The sequence below is a fragment of the Sandaracinus amylolyticus genome (assembly GCF_000737325.1).
Taxonomy (GTDB): domain Bacteria; phylum Myxococcota_A; class Polyangia; order Polyangiales; family Sandaracinaceae; genus Sandaracinus; species Sandaracinus amylolyticus.
In genome coordinates, this window is record NZ_CP011125.1 from 390,861 (window position 1) to 410,272 (window position 19,412).

Below are 19,412 nucleotides of genomic sequence, written 5' to 3' on the forward strand. Positions count from 1 at the left end.
GAGGGCGTGCAGAGAGAGGTGCGCGGATTGACTCGGCTCGTGGACTCCCTTATGAACGCGCCGCCCGGAGCCCGGGCCGCCACGCACGTTCGACGCGCGAAGAAGAAAGGGTCGAAGCTCAGATGTCCGGATATCTCTTCACCTCGGAGTCGGTCACCGAAGGCCATCCCGACAAGCTCTGCGACGCGATCTCCGACTCCGTCCTCGACGCGATCCTCGAGAAGGACGCGCGCGCCCGCGTGGCGTGCGAGACGATGGTGAAGACCGGCTACGCGATCGTCGCGGGCGAGATCACGACGAAGGCCGTGATCGACTTCCCGAAGGTCATCCGCGCGGCGATCAAGGACATCGGCTACACGGCCGAGTGCGGCTTCGACTGGGAGCACTGCGCGATCCTCACCGCGATCGAGCAGCAGTCGCCCGACATCGCGCAGGGCGTGAACATCGAGACCTCGCTCTCGAAGGATCAGGGCGCGGGCGATCAGGGCCTGATGTTCGGCTACGCGTGCGACGAGACGCCCGAGCTGATGCCGATGCCGATCCAGCTGGCGCACCGCCTCGCGCAGCGCCTCGCGAAGGTTCGCAAGAACGGCACGCTCCCGTGGCTCCGCCCCGACGGCAAGACCCAGGTCACCGTCGAGTACGGCCCGGACGGCAAGCCGGTGCGCCTCGACGCGATCGTCGTCAGCACGCAGCACTCGCCCGACGTGAAGTCGAAGAAGATCACCGAGGCGATGACCGAGGAAGTCATCCAGAAGGTCTGCCCGGCGAACATGATCGACAAGAAGACGAAGATCTTCGTCAACCCGACGGGGCGCTTCGTCATCGGCGGACCGGTCGGCGACGCGGGCCTCACCGGCCGCAAGATCATCGTGGACACCTACGGCGGCATGGGCCGTCACGGTGGCGGCGCGTTCAGCGGCAAGGATCCGAGCAAGGTCGATCGCTCGGCCGCGTACTTCGCGCGCTACGTCGCGAAGAACATCGTCGCGAGCGGCGTCGCCGCGCGCGCCGAGGTGCAGGTCGCGTACGCGATCGGCGTTGCGAAGCCGATGGGCGTGTACGTGTCGACGTTCGGCACCGGCAAGGTCGAGGACGCGAAGATCGCTGCGGCGGTCAGCGACATGTTCGACTTCCGCCCGCGCGCGCTGATCGAGACGCTCGAGCTGCTCAAGCCGATGTACCGCCCGACCGCGGCGTACGGTCACTTCGGCCGCACCGAGAAGGGCTCGTTCACGTGGGAGCGCACGGACCGCGCGGCGGAGCTCGCGGACCGTCTCCTCGGCGGCAAGAAGGCGGCGAAGGCCACCTCGATCTCGAACGGCTCGAACGGCGAGAAGAGCGCCGCCAAGCCGGCGAAGAAGAAGGCGTCGGGCAAGGCCGCGCAGGCCTGACCGTCTCCGCCTGAACGATCGCGCCACGAAGGCCGCGCACCGGGACACCGGGCGCGGCCTTCGCGCGTTTCGAAGGTCGTCGCACGCCCGTTGCGCGTGCTCGTCGCCCTCGCCGACCATCTCGGCCAGGAGGGGACTTTGACGACCAAGTATTTGTTGCCCGAGAGCGAGATCCCGCGTCACTGGTACAACATCCTCGCGGATCTCGGATCGCCGCCCGCGCCCGTGCTGCACCCGGGCACGAAGGAGGCGGTCGGTCCGAGCGATCTCGCGCCGCTCTTCCCGATGGCGATCATCGAGCAGGAGATGAGCGCGCAGCGCGAGATCGCGATTCCCGACGAGGTGCGCGACGTGCTCGGGCTCTGGCGACCGACTCCGCTCTTCCGCGCCCACGCGCTGGAGCGCGCGATCGGGACTCGCTCGCACGTCTATTACAAATACGAGGGTGTCAGTCCGTCGGGCAGTCACAAACCGAACACGGCAGTCGCGCAGGCCTATTACAACGCGCGAGAGGGCGTGAAGCGGCTCGCGACGGAGACCGGAGCGGGCCAGTGGGGCTCGTCGCTCTCGTTCGCGGCGGCGCGCTTCGGGCTGCACGTCACCGTCTACATGGTGAAGGTGAGCCATCAGCAGAAGCCCTATCGCCGCTCGATGATGCAGGTGTGGGGCGCGGAGGTGTTCGCGTCGCCGAGCACGCGCACCAACGCGGGCCGCAAGATCCTGGAGCTCACCCCGGAGAGCCAGGGGTCGCTGGGCATCGCGATCTCGGAGGCGGTCGAGGACGCGGCGACGCACGACGACACCAAGTACGCGCTGGGCTCGGTGCTCAACCACGTGTGTCTGCACCAGACCGTGATCGGCCTCGAGGCGCAGCGACAGATGGAGATGGCGGGCGAATATCCCGACGTCGTCATCGGCTGCCACGGCGGCGGGAGCAACTTCGCGGGGATCGCGATCCCGTTCGTGCGCGACAAGATGAACGGCAAGAAGGTGCGCCTCGTCGCGTCCGAGCCGGCGAGCTGTCCTTCGCTCACGAAGGGCGTCTACGCGTTCGACTACGGCGACGCGGTGGGGATGACGCCGATCGTGAAGATGCACACGCTCGGTCACGACTTCATGCCGCCGGGAATCCATGCGGGCGGTCTGCGCTATCACGGCGCGGCGCCGCTGGTGTCGAAGCTGCTCGACATGGGGCTCGTCGAAGCGGTCGCGTACCCGCAGCGCGCGTGCTTCGAGGCGGCGGTGACGTTCGCGCGCGCCGAAGGGATCGTGCCCGCGCCCGAGTCGTCACACGCCGTGCGCGCGGCGATCGACGAGGCGAAGAAGGCCGACGCCGAGGGCACGACGCGCGTCGTGCTCTTCAACCTGAGCGGCCACGGACACTTCGATCTCGGCGCGTACGATGCCTATCTCGCGGGCCAGCTCGAGGATTACGAATATCCGAGCGAGGCAGTCGCGAGCGCGATGGCGCAACTCCCGAAGATCGCGCTCTGAGACGGGAAAAGAAGTCCGCTGAGGAGAGCAGGAATCACATGGAAGGAAGGCAGCACAGTACGGTGGTCCTTTCCTGACCCTCCTGCTCTCCTCAGAGCTCTCTCTCTCCTCAGCCGCGCGCACCGGCGACCGATTGCAGCGCCGTGACGACGCGCGCGACGATGCCGTGCGGGCGTTCGAGGATCTCCTCGAAGAGGCCCTCGTCGAAGGCTGCGGTCTCGGGGTCTCCGATGCTCGCGAAGAGATCGTCCATCGGGCCCTGATCGGCGATCGCCTGATCCGGATCGAGCCTCGGGCGGTACAGCCGCCGCGGCTCGTTCGCGGCGAGCGCGCACAGGCGATCGACGATGCCCTCGACGCGCGACAGATCGCGGATCGCCTCCTCGGGCGTGACGCCGGTGTGCTCGGCCATCAGCGACACGCGCAGCGCGTGGATCCCGCGCGCGACGTCGTCGTGCTCGTCCTCCGCCGCCCACGCGAGGTTGAGCTCGGTGTCGAGCCCCATGCTGCGGTTCGTCGCGTTCGCCGATCCCAGCGTCAGGAAGCGATCGTCGACGATCATCAGCTTGCTGTGCACGTACGTCGGGCACGGGCCTTCGGAGTCGGCCTTGCGCGGCACACACGGCGAGAAGACGCCCATCGCGTGGCCGTTCTCCTCCGCGATGCGCGCGAGCACCGAGAGCGCGATGCGCTGCGGGCCCTCGATCGCCGCCTTCTCCATACGCCCCTCGAGGCACCACGGGACGATCACCACGATCTCGAGCCGCCCGCGGCTCCGGTCGCGCATGCGGTCGGCGAGCGCCTCGACGATCACGCGCGCGGTGACGTACTGCGACTCGATGTAGACGAAGCGCTCCGCGCGCTGCAGCGCGCGCTCGTAGAGCGCCCGGATCTCGCGCACCGGCTCGCGCATCGGCACCACCGTCGCGCCGCGCGTGCGCGTGATCGCGACCGGCCCGTGCCCGAGCGGCATGTGCGCGAACGGCGCGGACTCCGGGATCGGCTCGGGCACCAGCACCATCGGCTCGCCGCCCGCCGCGACCCAGCGGTCGACGAAGTGCTCGACGAGATGGCGCACGACCGGTCCGCGCACGACCGACTGCACGTCGTGGTAGGGCAGGTAGAGCGCGCCCTTTCCGTCGAAGCGCATCGGGTTCTGATCGACGTGGCTGCGCTGGTCCCAGCGGTGCTCGCTGATGTCGATGCCTCCGAGCCACGCCGTGTGGCCGTCGACGATCGCGAACTTCTCGTGATGGCTCGCGCCCGGCGCGTGGTTCGCGTCGTAGAGGAAGCGAAGCCGACCGCGCCCCGCGGAGCGAAGCTTGTCCGACGTCGCCCACTCGCGATCGAGCGCGTACACGCTCGACCAGTCCCACGCGAGCACGTAGATGCGCAGCTCGGGGTTGCGCGTCACGGCCGCGCGCACGATCTCGCGGAACGTGCGAGGGCGATCCTCGTCCTCGTCGCGCCGGCGCATCCACACGCTGCTCTCGAGCTGCCAGCCCGCGATCAGCACGTACGCGCGCGCCGACTCGATCGCGTCGGCGAGCGAACGGTAGTAGTCGTCGGCGTCGACGATCACACCGCTCCACGCGGGAGCGAGCGCGCTGCACGTCTCACCGACCTTCAGCAAGTCACGCACGAATCTCCGATTCCTCCCCACGCCGCGTCTCCTCCTGGAGATCGCGGATCGTCTGCACGACCTCGTGGCAGCGCTCGAAGTGCGGCAGCCCGCGCGTGCCCGGCACGCGATGCGCGCGCACCGCTCGGTTGTGCCGCTCGAGCGCGTGGAGCTGCCCGAAGTCGCTGTACGGATCGCGGTCGTAGAGCACGAGCGTCGGCACGCGCAGCTGCTCGTAGAGCGCCTCGCGCGCGTCGCTCGTGAAGAGTTGCCCCGCGACGAACGCGAACGGCGCGTGATGCGCGCCGTGCACGCGCGAGGTGCGCACCGCGTGATCGACGTACGCCTTGGGCGCGCGCCCGTGGAAGCTCTTGTCGAGGAAGTACTTCACGCTCGGTCGCGACGTCAGCACGCGATAGAGCGGCGACGCCCACAGCGGGACCTCGAGCGCTCGCTCGATGCGCGCGGCGCGCGCGGGATCGACGCGCGGCGCGCGCGATCCGAGCCCGGTCGGCGAGATGAGCGTCAGCGTGCGGAAGAGGTGCGGCGAGTCGATCGCCACGCGCGCGGCGATCTCGCTCGTGAGCGAGAGGGCCACCACGTCGACCGGCTCCTCGCGCGGCGTCACGACGTCGACGAGGAAGCGCTTGAGCGCCTTCGCGTAGAGCATCGGGCAGTACTGGTTGGGCCCGCGATCCGACGTGCCGAAGCCCGGCAGATCCGGCGCGTACACCGGGCGCTCGCCGCGGAACGCGTCGAAGAGCGGCTTCACGTCGTACGCCGAGGCCGCGGCGTGGATGCCGTGCAGCAGCACGATCGGCCGCCCCTTCGCGTGCGCGTCGACGTAGTAGCCGACGCGCCCGATCAGCGCGATGTCGAGGTCGTGGTGCGCGGCGTCGAGCGCGCGCGGCGCATCGCGCGAGCCGAGCACGCGATGCCAGACCTGCTCGACGCGCGCGAGCGCTTCGGTGATCTCCGGTGCCCGGGCGCGCACCGCGCGCGGAATGGTCGGCCGCGGGAGCTCGGTATCCAGTGCTCCAGCCATCGTTCCTTCCTTCTCGTGCAGGGTTCAGCCGGCGCGCAGCGCTCGCGCTTGGTTGGCGTCGGTCGCGCGCACCGACTCCACGAGGGGCACTCGCGCCGTCAGCGTGAGGCCGCAGTCGTCCTCCTCGAGCGTGCCGCCGTGCAGTCGCACGAGACCTCGCGCGACCGCGACGCCGAGCCCGCGTCCGTCGCCGACCAGCGCGTTGCGCTTCGACGCTCGCGTGTGCGCATCGCCGTCGAGCACACGATCCTCGCGCACCGAGAGCACGGCTTGTCCGGACCGCGCCGCGAGCCGCACGCGCACCGTGCCGCCGGGCGCGGTGCGCCTCACCGCGCACATGACGAGCCCTCGCGCGATCTGCGCGAGCCGCGCCGAGTCGCCCATCACGCGGATCTCGGGATCCGCGTCCACGTCGATCGCGACGCCGCGCGCGCGCGCCGCGGAATCACACGCCGCGATCGCCGCGCGCAGCCCCTCGGACCAGCGCGTCTCACGACGCGTGATCGGCAGCTGCCCGCTCGCGATCCGCGCGAGATCGATCGCCTCGTCGACGGCCTTCGCCTCGATGCGCGCGTTGCGCTCGATGATCTCGAGCGCCCGCTCGATCTCGGGCCCGCAGACGCCGCCCGCGCGCAGCAGCTGAACCCAGCCGAGGATCGCGTTGAGCGGCGTGCGCAGCTCGTGGCTCATGGTCGTCAGGAGGTCTTCGTCGTTGTCGTCTCGCACCGTCGCCTCCCGTCGCGTGCGCGCACACCGCCGCGCGCTCAGGGGATCTCGTGGTCGTGAACGTCCGTCGCGTCGTGCGCCGCCGCGGTGGCACGCACGCGCTCGTCCGTTCGTTCGTATCGAGGCTCGCCGTCCTGCGAGCGCGAGGCCTTCGAGAAGCCGAGGCCCGGTGGAGCGAACGCGAGGAACGTGAGGAGCACGAAGAGTCGGGTCATGACGGCTTGCCTCTCTGTTCGGGACGCCCGAGCGTCGTTCCGCGACGAGCATCCGCACCGGGACCCGAGCAATCGCGGTGCCGCACCGCGTCGCGCCGTCGTGCGCGCGCCGCGTATTCGAATCGCGGCGGGGGCTTGCGCCCCACGTGTGTCGCGCTGGTCTCCGCATGCTCGCGCGAGGCCGCGATCATGCGTCTCCGCGCGGCACGTGCGCTGCAACTCCACGCGACGTGACGATGCCCGACGCCTCGATTCCGCGCGTGCAGCCCGAGCCGGAGAAGGAACGCGAGCGCGCGACGATGATCGTGAACCCGAGCTCCGGGAAGGGGCTCGGCGCGACGATGCACGCGACGCTCGTCGAGCGGCTCCGCGCGCGCTGGCCCTCGCTCGACGCGGAGCTCTGCACGCTCGAGCACGACGCCGAGGCGATCGCGCGCGAGGCCGCGCTGCGCGACGTGCGCACGTTCGTCGTGCTCGGTGGGGACGGCACGCTCAACAACGTGATCAACGGAGTCGCGTCGGTGCCGGGCGCGCTCGCGCGCAGTGTGTTCGGCGTGCTCCCCGCCGGGACCGGCAACGATCTCGCGGGCACGCTCGGGCTCGGCACCTCGCTCGAGGAAGCGGCGGATCGCCTCGCTCGCAGCGAGGCGCGCACGATCGATCTCGGGCTGCTGGAGGATCGCCTCTTCGCGAACGTCTCGGCGGGCGGCCTCTTCGCCGAGGCGTCCGAGGCGACGAGCCAGGAAGCGAAGTCGCTCGCGGGACGTCTCGCGTACCTCGTCGCGGGCTCGCGCGCGCTGCTCGACCACGCGGGCGTCGGCGTCGAGCTCACTGCGACGACGCCGCAAGGTGCGCTCACGTGGCGCGGCACCATCGCGATGTTCGCGGTGTGCAACGCGCAGACGTTCGGCGGGGGCAAGCCGCTCGCGCCGTTCGCGCAGTGCGACGACGGATGGCTGGACGCGTTCGTGGTGCAGGACGCGAACGCGCTCGGGCTCGCGCGCGTGCTGCTCGAGATCTCGGGCGGCACGCACCTCGAGGACGACCGCGTCGTGGGCTTCCGGGCGTCGGAGATCGACCTGCGCTTCGATCGGCCGACCCACGTCAACGTCGACGGAGAGGTGGCGGTCCTCGAGCGTGCGCGCTATCGCGTGCTGCCGGGGGCGACGCGGGTGCTGGTGGCACCCGAGGCGGATGCCGACGCTGCACCGGCGTCCGACGCGAAGGTCACCGGGGCAGGGGAGCCCGAGTGAGGCGCGTTCGGGGACGCCGGGTCGCGGACGCCACGTTGCGCACGACCGCGTTGTGACGTGACGCCCCGGTCGGCGCGCGGTCATGTGGCAGGATGCCTCGCGTGAGGCTGAGGCAACGCCAAAAACCCCTGTGATCTGGCGCACCGAGACCTGGCATCCCGGGTGCTCAGCAGGGTCGCGGCTGGACGGGCGGGTCCGGCGCGTGGAGACACAATGAGCGGCAAGGTCCTGGTCCTGGACGACGACCCCGATGCCTGCGGCCTGATGGAGGCTGCGCTCTCGGGTCGTGGGTACACGGTGCGCGCGGAGACGCGAGCACGCGATGCGCTGGACAAGGTGGGCGCCGAAGATTTCGACGTCGTCCTCACCGACCTCCAGCTCGACGACATGGACGGCTTGGCGGTCTGCGAGCGCATCCTCGGCGTTCGCCCGGACCTCCCCGTCATCGTCGTCACCGGTCATGCCAGCCTCGAGGCGGCGATCGCGGCGATGCGCGCAGGGGCGCACGACTTCGTCACGAAGCCGATCGACCTCGAGCTGCTCGGCATCACCGTCGACCGCGCGGTGCAGCACCACAAGCTGCGCGCGGAGGTGAAGCGCCTGCGCGACGAGGTCGACGAGGCGCGCGGCTTCGAGAAGCTGCTGGGCCAGTCGACCGCGATGAAGCGCGTGTTCGACGTCATCACGCGCGTCGCGCTCACCGACGCGACCGTGCTGGTGACCGGCGAGAGCGGCACCGGCAAGGAGCTCGTGGCGCGCGCGATCCACGAGCGCAGCAATCGTCGCGAAGGACCCTTCGTCGCGATCAACTGCGCTGCGGTCCCCGCGACGCTGCTCGAGAGCGAGCTCTTCGGTCACGCGCGCGGCGCGTTCACCGACGCGAAGGCGGCGCGCAAGGGCCTCTTCCTCGAGGCCGACAGCGGCACGCTGTTCCTCGACGAGATCGGCGAGATGCCGCTCGAGATGCAGGTGAAGCTGCTGCGCGCGCTGCAGGAGCGCACCGTGCGCGCGGTCGGCGGCAACACCGAGACGCCGTTCAACGCGCGCGTCATCGCGGCGACCAACCGCGACCTCGAGACCGAGGTGCACGAGAAGCGGTTCCGCGAGGACCTCTACTACCGCATCAACGTCGTGACGGTGCACGTGCCGCCGCTGCGCGAGCGCGAAGGCGACGTGCCGCTCCTGGCGCAGCGCTTCCTCGAGCGCTTCGCGGCGCGACACGGCAAGCACGTCGTCGGCATCAGCGCGCCCGCGGCCGCGAAGCTCGTCGCCTACCACTGGCCGGGCAACGTGCGCGAGCTCGAGAACTCGGTGGAGCGCGCGGTCGCGCTGACCCAGTTCGATCACATCAACGTGGAGGACCTGCCCGAGCGCATCCGCGCGCACCGGCCCGACACGATGGTGATGATGCCGGAGACGGCGGAGGAGCTGGTCACGGTCGAGGAGCTCGAGCGGCGCTACCTGCTGCACGTGCTCAAGGTCGTGAACGGCAACAAGTCGCGCGCGGCGCGCATCCTCGGCTACGACCGGCGCACGCTCTACCGCAAGCTCGAGCGCATGGAGGCCGAGGGCCAGACGACGGGCGTGCGCCGTCAGAGCTCGCCGCCCGACGATCGCGGCGGCGGGATCACGCCGCCGGGCCGCGACCGCGACTACGACGATCGCGACGTCGGCATGCCCGAGCGCGAGCCTCCGAGCCAGCCCGCGTGGGCCCGTCCGCCCTCGTCGCCCGGCACCTACGTGCCGCCCTCGTCGCCCGGCACCTACGTGCCGCCGTCGAGCGCGAGCTCGTACGGTGGCGCGCCGAGCAGCGGCAACGGCCACGGCGGCAACGGCAACGGGCACTCGCACGTCGACGACGCGGCGCGCGCGAGCGTGCTCCTCGTCGACGACGACGCGGACGCGCGCGACCTCCTCGAGATGCTGCTGGCGCGCGAGGGCTTCTCGGTGCGCACGGCGGGCTCGGTGAAGGAAGCGCTCGAGATGGGCGACGTCGACGTGGTCGTCACCGACCTCGCGCTGCCCGACGGATCGGGCGAGGACGTCGCGCAGGGCCTCGCGGGCACTCCGGCGATCGCGCTCACGAGCCGTGACCAGCGCGCGAACGGCGAGGTCTTCAACGCGAGCCTCGCGCGCCCGGTGCCGCCCGATCGGCTCGCGGCGGAGATCCGGAAGCTGCTCGACGTCTCTCCGGGCTGATCCGACCGAGCACACGAGATCGAGACGAGCGAAGGCCGCGCTGCCGAGAGGGAGCGCGGCCTTCGTGCATCTGCGCGCTTGCGAACAAATAAGCATTCGCTTATACGATGCGGACATCGAGGAGGAACACGATGTCCCAGACGAGCCAGACGCCGCCCCCGCTCTCGCCGTATCTCACCGTCGACGACGCGAAGGCCGCGATCGAGTTCTACGTGCGCGCGTTCGGCGCGACGGAGCTCGGGCGCCAGGCGACGCCCGACGGCAGCAAGCTGATCCACGCGGCGCTCGTGCTGCCGAACGGCGGGCACGTGATGCTCTCGGACGACTTCCCCGAGATGAACGGCGGCGCGTCGAAGACGCCGAAGGCGCTCGGCGGCACGCCGGTCGCGATCCACCTCGATCTGCCCGACGTGAAGGCGACGTGGGCGCGCGCGGTGGAGGCCGGCGCGCAGGTGAAGATGCCGCTCGCGCTGCAGTTCTGGGGCGACGAGTTCGGCGTGCTCGAGGACCCGTTCGGGCACCGCTGGTCGCTCGCGACGCGCGCGAAGGTCGCGACGAAGGACGAGCTCGACGCGGGCGCGCAGAAGCACTTCGGGCGCAAGTGAGCGATCCGTTTCGCGCGATCGCGGACCCGACGCGCCGCGCGATCCTCGACGTGCTCGCCGAAGGCGAGCGCTCGGTCAGCGAGCTCTGCGCGTGCTTCGACGTGAGCCAGCCCGCGATCTCGCAGCACCTCGCCGTGCTGCGGGACGCGGGGCTCGTCGTGGTGCGCGCCGAAGGACGACAGCGCATCTACGCGCTCCACGCCGATCCGCTGCGCGAGGTGCACGACTGGTCGTCGCACTACGAGCGCTTCTGGAGCACGAAGCTCGACGCGCTCGGCGCGGTGCTCGCGCGCGAGGCCCGCAAGCCGAAGATCACGAAGAAGAAGGACGATCGATGAAGCGAGACATCCACATCGAGCGCACGTACCCGCATCCGCCCGAGCTCGTGTGGCGCGCGCTGACCGACCCTGCGCTGATCGCGGAGTGGCTCATGCCGAACGACTTCCGCGCGCAGGTCGGTCATCGCTTCACGATGCGCACCGATCCCGCGCCCGGCTTCGACGGGATCGTGAACTGCGAGGTGCTCGAGCTCAGCCCGCCGCGGCGGATGCGCTGGTCGTGGAAGGGCGGGCCGATCGACACGGTGGTCACGTTCGAGCTCGAGCCGGCGATCGTCTTCGCGCGGCCTGCGACGACGCTGAAGGTCGCGCAGACCGCGTTCGAGGGGCTCGACGCGGTGCTCGTGTCGTTCGTGCTGGGCGCCGGCAACCGCGCGGTGTACGGGCGTCACCTGCCGTACGTGCTCGATCGGATCGCGACCGGTGAGAAGGTCGAGAACGTGCGCCAGGCGTGCGCGAACGAGCGCGGGCGCTGGTGGTGGATCTCGCGCGCGATCGCGCCGGTGGTGGGACGGCGACGCAAGAGCGCGTGACGATCACACCGCGGTGATCTCGATGCTGCCCTCGCCGCGCAGGATCGCGATCGCGCGCGCAGCGCGATCGCGCGCGCACTCCACGGTCACGACGATGCGCCCCTCGCGGATGCGATCGCGGATGTCCGTCGCTTCGTTCTCCGACACGCCGAGGCCCACGAGCGCGCCGATCAGCCCGCCCGCCGCGCCGCCCGCGCCGGCGCCCGCGAGCGCGGCGACCATCGGGCCCGCCGCGACCATGCCGATGCCGGGGATCGCGATCGATCCGACGGCCGCGAGCCCGCCGACGACCGCGCCCAGCGTGCCGCCGATGGTGCCGCCCGCGGTCGCGCCTTCGGCCGCGCGGTTGCTGGGAGGCGTGATGATCGGAGGTGCGCCGTCGAGCTCGCGCGCACGCGTCACGTCGGACATCAGCACGCTCACGTCCTCGCGACGGAAGCCCGCGTCGACGAGGCGATCCACCGCGTGCTGCGCTTCGCGACGCGTCGAGAACACTCCGCTGACCACCTTCGTCCGCATCGGTCGTCCTCCCTCCGTCACGCGAGCGGCGTCGCGTGCGCCTCGCGCGTGCGCTTCGGGGGCTCGGCGGCGCGCGCTTCGCCGCGACGCTCGATCCATCGATCACCGATCACCAGCGCGTCGAGCTCGCTCGCGAGGAAGCTGCGAAGCGCGTCGTCGGGCAGGTTCACGAGCGGCTCGCGACCCACGCGGAAGCTCGTGTTGAGCAGCACCGGCACGCCGGTGATCGCGCCGAACGCGTGCAGCAGCGCGTGCAGGCGCGGGCTCTGCTCCCACGAGACCGTCTGCACCCGCGCGGTCCCGTCGACGTGCGTGACCGCGGGCAGGCGCGCGACGCGCTCCGCGCGCACCGGCACGCTGAAGAGCTTGTGCGGGCTCTCCTCGACGCCGCTCATGTCGAACCAGACGTGCGCGAGCTCGAGCGGCACGGCAGGCGAGAACGATCGATCCTGCTCGAGGCGCCGGAGGATCGCGCTGACGCGCGCGCGGCTCTCGGCGCGTCGCGGATCGGCGAGCACGCTGCGCGCGCCGAGGGCCTTCGCGCCCCACTCCGCACGGCCCTGCAGCCACCCGACGACGCGCCCTGCGGCGAGCGCTTCGGCGACGGTGCCCTCGAGATCGCGAGGCATCGTCGCGCGCACCTGATCCGCGAAGTCGAGGAGCGCGCGATCGACGAGCACGTCGTCCGCGGACGCCCCGAGGAACGGCGTCGGCATCGCGCTCCGCTCGCGACCGATCCCGAGCATGTGGTGCATCGCGTAGAGCGCCGCGCCGAGCGCGGTCCCGGCGTCGTGCGCCGCGGGCTGCACGTGGATGCGATCGAAGAGCCCGCTGCGCGCGATGCGCGCGTTCGCGGCGGCGTTGAGCGCGAGGTCGCCCGCGAGGCAGAGATCGCGCTCCCCGGTGCGGGCGCGCAGCGTCGCGAGCGAGGCGAGCAGCGCGAGCTCGACGGCTTCCTGCAGCGCCGCCGCGACGTGCGCGTGACGCCCGGTGAGCGGCTCGCCGGGCAGTCGCGCCGGGCCGAGCGCGCGGATCATCGCGCGCGGATAGAGCGTGCCGTGCGGCGCGATCGCGTCGCGGAGCGCGAGTCGCGTGACGAGCTGGGGATCGACCGACGCGATCCCGTCGCGCCGGATCTGCACGACGCGCCGGAAGAAGCGCCGGTGGTGCGACGCGTCGCCGTGCGCGGCGAGCAACATCACCTCGTGCTCCTCGCCCGGCTCGAACCCGAGGTACCGAGTGAACAGCGCATAGAGCGCGCCGAGGCTGTCGGGCGCGTAGACGCGATCGACGACCTCGATGCGCGTGCCGCGGCCGATCGCCGCGCTCGTCGCTGCGCTCTCGCCGTGCGCGTCCGCGACCAAGCAGAGCGCGCGATCGAACGGTGACGTGAAGAACGCGCTCGCCGCGTGTGCGACGTCGTGGGGCACCGCGACGAAGCGCTCGGGCGCGATCGAGGCGCCGAGCCGCTGCTCGAGGAGGCGCCGTGCGTGCTCGTCCCCGCCCAGCGCGCGCTCTGCGCCGCGGAGCGCCGCCAGCGCCGCGCCCATCGCGGTGCGCGTCAGCGCGGAGAGCCGCGCGCGGCTGTGCGTCACCATCTCCGCTCGCCACCGCTGATCGCTCGCGTGCGAGCACGCGACGAGATCGACGCCCTCGAGCGTCGCGAGGCCGACCGCGTCGAGGCAGTGGCGGATCGCGCGCTCGGGCACGCTGGCGCCGCGCGACGCGCGGGCGAAGCGCGCCTCCTCGCACGCTGCGATCACGCGCCCCTCGTCGACGATCGCGGCCGCGGCGTCGCGTCCCGCGCTGCGACCCGCGAACGGACCTTCGATCCCGCCGTGGTAACCGAGGACGATCATCGGCGCTCCTGAGGTTGTTGAACGATCGTTCAAGCGCGCGACAGCAGCGCCCGGCGCGTCGCCGCGCGGCCGCGCGCGGTGCGATGCAGAGGCGGCGGCGCGAGGCGAGCGGCTTCGCGTCGTCGTTCCTCGCGCGTCGACTCGTGGTCGGCTGGACGGCGCTCGGAGATCGGCTCGTCACGCCGCGGGGTCGCGAGCCACGCGGTCATCGAGCACGTCCTGCGGTTCGGAGCGAACATGGTGGGCCTCCTCGCGCGCGACGCGAACGACGACGCGCGCAGTGCCGGACTGCAGCGCGCGTACCACCGTGGCGCGTCGCGCACGCTGCGGTCCCGGCGCCCAGGGCGTGGCAGCTCGTCTCGACCTCCCGCGACGAGCGTGGCGCTCGCGCACATCCGAGCGGGGCGATGGGCACGGTCGCTGCTCGAGGGCGCCCTCGAGGAGCGAAGGACGAACATGGGATTCCGGACGCAGAGGGCGCTCGAGGAGCAGGTCGTCGTGATCACCGGCGCATCGAGCGGCATCGGGCTCAGCACCGCGCGGCTCGCTGCCGCGCGCGGCGCGGCCGTGGTGATGGCGGCGCGCAGCCCGGAGATCGAGCAGCTCGCGGAGCAGCTCCGATCCGAAGGAGGACGCGCCGAGGCGGTGGTCGCGGACGTGTCGAGCGAGGAGGACGTGAGGCACGTCGCCGACGTCGCGGAGGCTCGCTTCGGGCGCATCGACACGTGGATCAACAACGCGGGCACGTCGGTGTACGGACGCTCGCTCGAGGTGCCCGTCGACGACATGCGCGAGCTCTTCGACACCGACTTCTGGGGCACCGTGTACGGCTCGCGCGTCGCGGTGGAGCGCATGCGCGATCTCGGCGGGACGCTGATCAACGTCGGCGGCGTGATGTCGGAGCGCGCGCTGCCGCTCCAGGGCGCGAGCTCCGCGGCGAAGCACGCGGTGAAGGGGTTCACCGATGCGCTGCGCGTCGAGCTCGAGCACGACGAAGTGCCGGTGCAGATCACGCTCGTGAACCCCGCGTCGACCGACACGCCGCTCTTCGCGCACGCGAAGAACCGCCTCGACGACGGAGTGCCCGCAGCGCCGCCGCCGGTCTACGCGCCCGAGGTCGCAGCGCGCGCGCTGCTCGAGTGCGCGACGCGGCCGAAGCGCGAGATCACGGTCGGGGCGGCGGGACGCGCGCGGCAGCTGCTCTCGCGATGGATGCCGGCCGTCGCGGACGAGCTCGCGGCGCGGCGGATGTTCGAGCCGCAGGTGCGGCGCGAGCCGCACGAGCCGCGGGTGCTCGGCGCAGGGTCGGAGCGTGGTGATCATCGCGGCATGGTGCGGCGGCGCGGCGAGCGTCCGGCGATCCGCGTGCCCACGATGCCCGCGGTGGTGGCCGGCGTCGGCGCGGTGCTCGTCGCGGTGGGCCTGATGCGCGTCGCCTCGCAGATCGCCGCGTCGCGCGCGGTGTGATCGCGCGCCTCGTCTCGATGCGCGGACCGGCGCTTGCAGAACGTCGCGCAGACCTTCGGCACACGAGGAGGAACGACGATGTCTGCAGCGAAGGTGCTGACCGACCACGACGAGATCCGGGCCTGGGCGGAGGCGCGCGACGCGACTCCGTCGACGGTCACGAGCACGGCGAGCGACGACGACGTCGGCATCATCCGGCTCGACTTCCCGGGATACAGCGGCGAGGGGAAGCTCTCGCCGATCGAATGGGACGAGTGGTTCGAGAAGTTCGACGCGAGCGGGCTCGCGCTGCTCGTTCAGGAGAAGACGGCCGACGGGCAGATCAGCAACTTCAACAAGCTGGTGAAGCGCGAGACCGTCGAAGAGGGCGAGTCGAAGAAGAAGAGCGCGTCGAAGTCGAAGGGCGCCTCGGCGCATCGTTGACGCGCGCGCGGCGGGCACGAGGGCGCTCGCCTCGGCCCGCCGCGTCCTGTCCTCGTCGCGAGCCGTCCCGCGCTACCGCGACGCCTGGCCCCACCGCATCAGCGCGCGGCGCTTCGGCGCTTCTTCGTCGGGCTGGCCGAGGTACTCGGACGCGCCCCAGTAGCCGTATCGGCCGCCGCCCGCGCAGTCGACGTGGTGCATGAGAAGGCCGCCGCCGGCGTCGCGCCACGCGTCGAGATAGCGCAGATAGAATCCCTCCATCCGCGCGTCGCGATTGACCGCCGCGAAGAGCTGCTCGATGCGCTGATCGGTCTGCGCCGCGTCGTATCCGACGTAGTGCTGTCCGCCCTCGTACCCGACGAGCGGCAGTCCGTATTGCCGCGCGATCTCGAGGTTGCCGCTCACGTGCTCGCGCACGACGTCGATCGCCGACGCTTGCTCGCGCGCGAAGAACTCGTCGGGCGTCAGGCTCGCCCACTGGGGCAGCGTCTCGCCGGTCACCGTCGTGCCGAAATAGGGCGCGATCGCCCACGCATCGGCGCGCGACCCCGCGCCCTCGAACCCGAGGATCTGCTCCGCGACCCACGGGCTCGCGCTCTGCCCCGCGTAGACGCGCACCATGCGCGACGCGTCGCCGAGCCCCGCGCCGAACGCGCGATGCAATTCGCCGGTGCGACGCGAGTAATAACGGAGCACGGCCTCGTATCGATCCGACGAGAGCCCGAGTCGCAGCCCCTGGTCCGCCGCGTACTCGTGCTGCGGGAACATCGAGTTCCACACTTCGTTCGAGTACTCGACCCAGACGCGCAGACCGGGATCCAGCCGCGCTCGGAAGAGCTCGCCCGCACGGCGCGCATAGTCGTCGTCGGCGCGCGACGGAAGGCTGATCCACGGCTCGGCGTGCACGCGATTGGCGAGATCGATCATCACCTCGAGCGGCGCGCGCGGCCCCCAGCGCACGTCCTCGAGCTCCGTGCGATCGCTCCACCGCGTCTCGAACTCGCGCGTGATCGTCGAGTTCGCGTCCGCCCAGTTCATGAAGCGGATCGCCGAATAGCCGCGCATCGAGCGGAGGAAGTCGGGATGGAACACCTGCTCTCGATGGATCTGCTCGAACGAGCGGCACTCGCCCGCGTCGCCGCACGGACGACGCTCGTCGCAGTACCGCGCCTGGTCCTCGCTGCACGCGCCACCGGGCACCAGCACGCGGATGTTGCGCACCGGGTTCTGCGGGTTCGTCCGCATGATCACCAGCTCGATGCCGGGACCGAAGCGACGAGGATCGATGTCGAGCACGTGACGCCCGGGGCGCGACTCGCTCTCGACGAGGCGCCCGGTCGCGCCCGCCGTGTACTCGAGCTCGCCTTCGCCGTCCCACAGCACGACGTAGCGACCGGCGGGGTGCGTGGTCATGTCCCAGACCATCAGCGTACGCGCGACTTGTCCCGGTCGCAGCGATCGCACCCATCCGTGCTCGTCGAGATCGAGCGTCCCTCCGCCGTCGAACGACGAGGTCGTCCCCGCGATCCACGGCCGCGACGTCTTCATCAGATCGACGAACGGCATCGCCGTCGACCAGTCGACGAGGAAATCGAGGTTCGTGCCGATCGGTGTCCGCAACGACGCGCTGGGATCACGTGCCGGGCGCGCCTGCGAAGCGCATTGACATCCCGCGAGCCACAGCGTCGCGCAGAGCCCCACCAGAACTGCTCGCATACGCCGCCGGCACATAGTCACTCGGTTCGCTGCCCGCACGAGTCCGCATCATGACAGCCGCGCGTGACGCTCGCCGAGCACGGGCGCGAAGAGATCGCCGCCGTGCTGCGCGAGCCGAGCGATCACCACGTCGGGCGCGAAGCGCAGACCGCTCGGCGCGCTCGCGCGGACGGCGAGCTCGACCTCGTCCCACGTGACCGGCGTCGACACGAGCGGGACCACCGTCGCGCGCGGCGAGTAGGGCACGACGATCGACTTCCACGCGTCGTTCTGTCCCCAGTCGACGAGCACCTTCCCCGCGCCCGCGGCCTTCGCCATGCGATCGGTGATGCGCGACGGATCGGCCGCGGTGAGCTCCTTCGCGATCTCGCGCGCGATCGCCTTCGTCTCCGCGTAGGTCGCGCCCGAGACCGGCGCGAACACGTGCACGCCCTTCGCGCCCGACGTCTTCGCGAGCGCGCGCAGCCCGCGCGCCTCGAGCTTCGCGCGCGCGTCGAGCGCGACGCGTGCGGCGTCGATCAACCCCGCCGGCGCGCGCGGATCGAGATCGATCACGAGCGCGTGCGGCGCGTCGGGCCGATCGATCGGCGCGAGGTACGCGTGGAGCTCGAGCGTGCCCTGGCCCGCGGCCCACACGAGCGACGCCTCATCCTCGACGAGACACATCGTGAGCGCCTTGCCCGCAGGGCTGATCAGCGAGACGGTGCGCAGCCACGCCGGTGCGCCGCGCGGCGCGTTCGTCTGGTACCAGCCGCGCGCGTCGACGCCCTCGGGGAAGCGCGCGAGCGTGACCGCGCGACCGCGCAGGTGCGGCAACATCGCGGGCGCGACCGCGCGCAGGTACACGATCAGATCGCGCTTCGTCCATCCGATCGAGGGCCACAGCACGCGGCTCGGCTTGGTGATCGTGACCGCGCGGCCGTCGATCTCGATCGTCTCGCGATCGTCGTCGCTCATCGCGGCAGCTGCTCGAAGGTGCACGAGCGCGCCTCGCGATCGACGCGCCATCGCACGAAGCGCGCAGGGTGCCGGAAGCGCGTGGCGTCGAGGTGATCGTACGCGACCTCGACGACGCGCTCGGGGCGCAGCGGCAGCCAGTCGAGCGCCATCTCTCCGGGCGCCCAGCGACCCGCGGCGCCGGGCAGTCGTCCCATCGGGCTCGGCTCGAGACCGAAGCCGTGCTCCCACGGATGACCCTCGAGCGCGACCACGTCGGCGCGCAGCTCCTCGACGAGCGCGCGCCGGCGCGCCGCGGTGAACGTCGAGCACACGCCGACGTGACGGAGCACGTCCCCGTCCCACAGGCCGAGCAACAGCGACGCGACCGCGGGCCGCGGCTCTTTTTCAGTCGGCTGGTGCACGCGCATCCCTGCGAGCACGCAGTCCGCGGTGTGCTCGGGCTTGACCTTGATCATCGCGCGTTTGCCCGGCGCATAACGGAGCGTGCGCGGTTTCGCGACGACTCCGTCGATGCCGCGCTGCGCGCCCTCGAGCCATGCCGATGCGACCGCGACGTCGTCGGTCGCCGGCGTGAGCTCGACGCGACCTTCGCCCTCGCGCGGCACGCGCGCGAGCAGCGACTCGAGCCGCGCGCGTCGCTCCACGAACGGGCGCTCGGTCCACGTCTCGTCGCCCACCGCGAGCAGATCGAACGCGACGAACGTCGCCGGCGTCTCCGTCGCGAGCCGCGCGACGCGCGTGCTCGCAGGGTGCGTGCGCAGCATGAGCGCCGCGAAGTCGAAGCCGCCCTCGCGCGCGATCACGATCTCGCCGTCGATCACGCAGCGCTCGCCGATCGCCGCGAGCGCGCGCACGAGCTCGGGGAAGTAGCGCGCGAACGGCTTGCCGTGCCGGCTGCGCAGATCGACGCGCCCGTCACGCTCGACGAACGCGATGCACCGGAAGCCGTCCCACTTCGGCTCGTAGAGAAAGTCGCCGCGCGGCAGCTCGCGCGCGAGCTCGGCGAGCATCGGTGCGATCGGAGGAGCGAGCACGCCTCGGCGAT

18 protein-coding genes are annotated in these 19,412 nt (G+C 71.5%); 9 read left to right on the plus strand and 9 right to left on the minus strand.

Going from position 1 to position 19,412, the window contains the following annotated elements; genetic code table 11:
* Positions 1 to 122: 122 nt before the first annotated feature.
* A complete protein-coding gene (metK, locus tag DB32_RS01590; RefSeq protein ID WP_053230646.1) occupies positions 123 to 1,394 on the plus strand; it encodes a methionine adenosyltransferase in 1,272 nt (423 codons plus the stop codon).
* A 138-nt stretch (positions 1,395 to 1,532) separates the two neighbouring features.
* Positions 1,533 to 2,888, plus strand: a complete 1,356-nt coding sequence (locus tag DB32_RS01595) for a TrpB-like pyridoxal phosphate-dependent enzyme (RefSeq protein WP_053238650.1) — start codon at positions 1,533 to 1,535, stop codon at positions 2,886 to 2,888.
* 109 nt (positions 2,889 to 2,997) lie between these two features.
* On the opposite strand, the gene DB32_RS01600 is transcribed toward DB32_RS01595, so the two are convergent.
* Genes DB32_RS01600 through DB32_RS47850 form a run of 4 tightly spaced genes read right to left on the minus strand, consistent with a single transcriptional unit; the run spans position 2,998 to position 6,495 of the window.
* Positions 2,998 to 4,530, minus strand: a complete 1,533-nt coding sequence (locus DB32_RS01600; RefSeq protein WP_157068595.1) for a phospholipase D-like domain-containing protein — start codon at positions 4,528 to 4,530, stop codon at positions 2,998 to 3,000.
* On the minus strand, positions 4,523 to 5,554 hold the full coding sequence (locus DB32_RS01605; protein ID WP_083457072.1) for an alpha/beta fold hydrolase: 1,032 nt from the start codon (positions 5,552 to 5,554) through the stop codon (positions 4,523 to 4,525). The genes DB32_RS01600 and DB32_RS01605 overlap by 8 nt, the downstream gene beginning before the upstream one ends.
* A gap of 24 nt (positions 5,555 to 5,578) precedes the next feature.
* The gene (locus DB32_RS47845) at positions 5,579 to 6,280 is read right to left on the minus strand and encodes a sensor histidine kinase (protein ID WP_053230649.1); all 702 of its coding nucleotides are present in this window, start codon (positions 6,278 to 6,280) and stop codon (positions 5,579 to 5,581) included.
* 38 nt (positions 6,281 to 6,318) lie between these two features.
* Entirely contained in the window at positions 6,319 to 6,495 is a 177-nt protein-coding gene (locus tag DB32_RS47850) for a hypothetical protein (protein WP_169791294.1), read from the minus strand.
* 236 nt (positions 6,496 to 6,731) lie between these two features.
* Here DB32_RS47850 and DB32_RS01615 point away from each other — a divergent pair, with 236 nt between their 5' ends.
* From DB32_RS01615 to DB32_RS01635, 5 genes are all read left to right on the plus strand, one after another.
* A complete protein-coding gene (locus tag DB32_RS01615) occupies positions 6,732 to 7,748 on the plus strand; it encodes a diacylglycerol/lipid kinase family protein (RefSeq protein WP_240481338.1) in 1,017 nt (338 codons plus the stop codon).
* Positions 7,749 to 7,961: 213 nt separating this feature from the next.
* Complete coding sequence (locus DB32_RS01620; RefSeq protein WP_075097424.1) at positions 7,962 to 9,947, plus strand: sigma 54-interacting transcriptional regulator; 1,986 nt, start codon at positions 7,962 to 7,964, stop codon at positions 9,945 to 9,947.
* Between the two features lie 131 nt (positions 9,948 to 10,078).
* Positions 10,079 to 10,552 (plus strand): VOC family protein, encoded by a 474-nt coding sequence (locus tag DB32_RS01625; RefSeq protein ID WP_053230651.1) that lies wholly within the window; start codon positions 10,079 to 10,081, stop codon positions 10,550 to 10,552.
* Positions 10,549 to 10,890, plus strand: coding sequence for an ArsR/SmtB family transcription factor (locus DB32_RS01630; protein ID WP_053230652.1), 342 nt, complete (start codon positions 10,549 to 10,551; stop codon positions 10,888 to 10,890). The genes DB32_RS01625 and DB32_RS01630 overlap by 4 nt, the downstream gene beginning before the upstream one ends.
* On the plus strand, positions 10,887 to 11,423 hold the full coding sequence (locus DB32_RS01635; protein WP_053230653.1) for an SRPBCC family protein: 537 nt from the start codon (positions 10,887 to 10,889) through the stop codon (positions 11,421 to 11,423). The genes DB32_RS01630 and DB32_RS01635 overlap by 4 nt, the downstream gene beginning before the upstream one ends.
* Before the next feature lie 3 nt (positions 11,424 to 11,426).
* Here the strand turns inward: DB32_RS01635 and DB32_RS01640 are convergent, their stop codons facing one another.
* Together DB32_RS01640 and DB32_RS01645 are read right to left on the minus strand one after the other, a co-directional pair.
* Positions 11,427 to 11,942, minus strand: a complete 516-nt coding sequence (locus DB32_RS01640; RefSeq protein WP_075097795.1) for a general stress protein — start codon at positions 11,940 to 11,942, stop codon at positions 11,427 to 11,429.
* A 17-nt stretch (positions 11,943 to 11,959) separates the two neighbouring features.
* The gene (locus DB32_RS01645; RefSeq protein WP_053230654.1) at positions 11,960 to 13,801 is read right to left on the minus strand and encodes a carbamoyltransferase family protein; all 1,842 of its coding nucleotides are present in this window, start codon (positions 13,799 to 13,801) and stop codon (positions 11,960 to 11,962) included.
* Between the two features lie 456 nt (positions 13,802 to 14,257).
* Here DB32_RS01645 and DB32_RS01655 point away from each other — a divergent pair, with 456 nt between their 5' ends.
* A complete protein-coding gene (locus DB32_RS01655; protein WP_075097796.1) occupies positions 14,258 to 15,268 on the plus strand; it encodes an SDR family oxidoreductase in 1,011 nt (336 codons plus the stop codon).
* A 78-nt stretch (positions 15,269 to 15,346) separates the two neighbouring features.
* A complete protein-coding gene (locus tag DB32_RS01660) occupies positions 15,347 to 15,691 on the plus strand; it encodes a hypothetical protein (RefSeq protein WP_053238651.1) in 345 nt (114 codons plus the stop codon).
* A 72-nt stretch (positions 15,692 to 15,763) separates the two neighbouring features.
* On the opposite strand, the gene DB32_RS01665 is transcribed toward DB32_RS01660, so the two are convergent.
* The 3 genes from DB32_RS01665 to DB32_RS01675 form a co-directional block, all read right to left on the minus strand.
* Positions 15,764 to 17,311: a hypothetical protein gene (locus DB32_RS01665; protein ID WP_157068596.1), complete on the minus strand. Its 1,548-nt coding sequence runs from the start codon at positions 17,309 to 17,311 to the stop codon at positions 15,764 to 15,766.
* 144 nt (positions 17,312 to 17,455) lie between these two features.
* Entirely contained in the window at positions 17,456 to 18,364 is a 909-nt protein-coding gene (gene ligD, locus DB32_RS01670; RefSeq protein WP_075097797.1) for a non-homologous end-joining DNA ligase, read from the minus strand.
* Positions 18,361 to 19,401 carry an ATP-dependent DNA ligase gene (locus DB32_RS01675; protein ID WP_205627016.1) on the minus strand — a complete coding sequence of 347 codons (1,041 nt, stop codon included), beginning with the start codon at positions 19,399 to 19,401 and terminating at the stop codon, positions 18,361 to 18,363. The genes ligD and DB32_RS01675 overlap by 4 nt, the downstream gene beginning before the upstream one ends.
* Positions 19,402 to 19,412 lie beyond the last annotated feature (11 nt).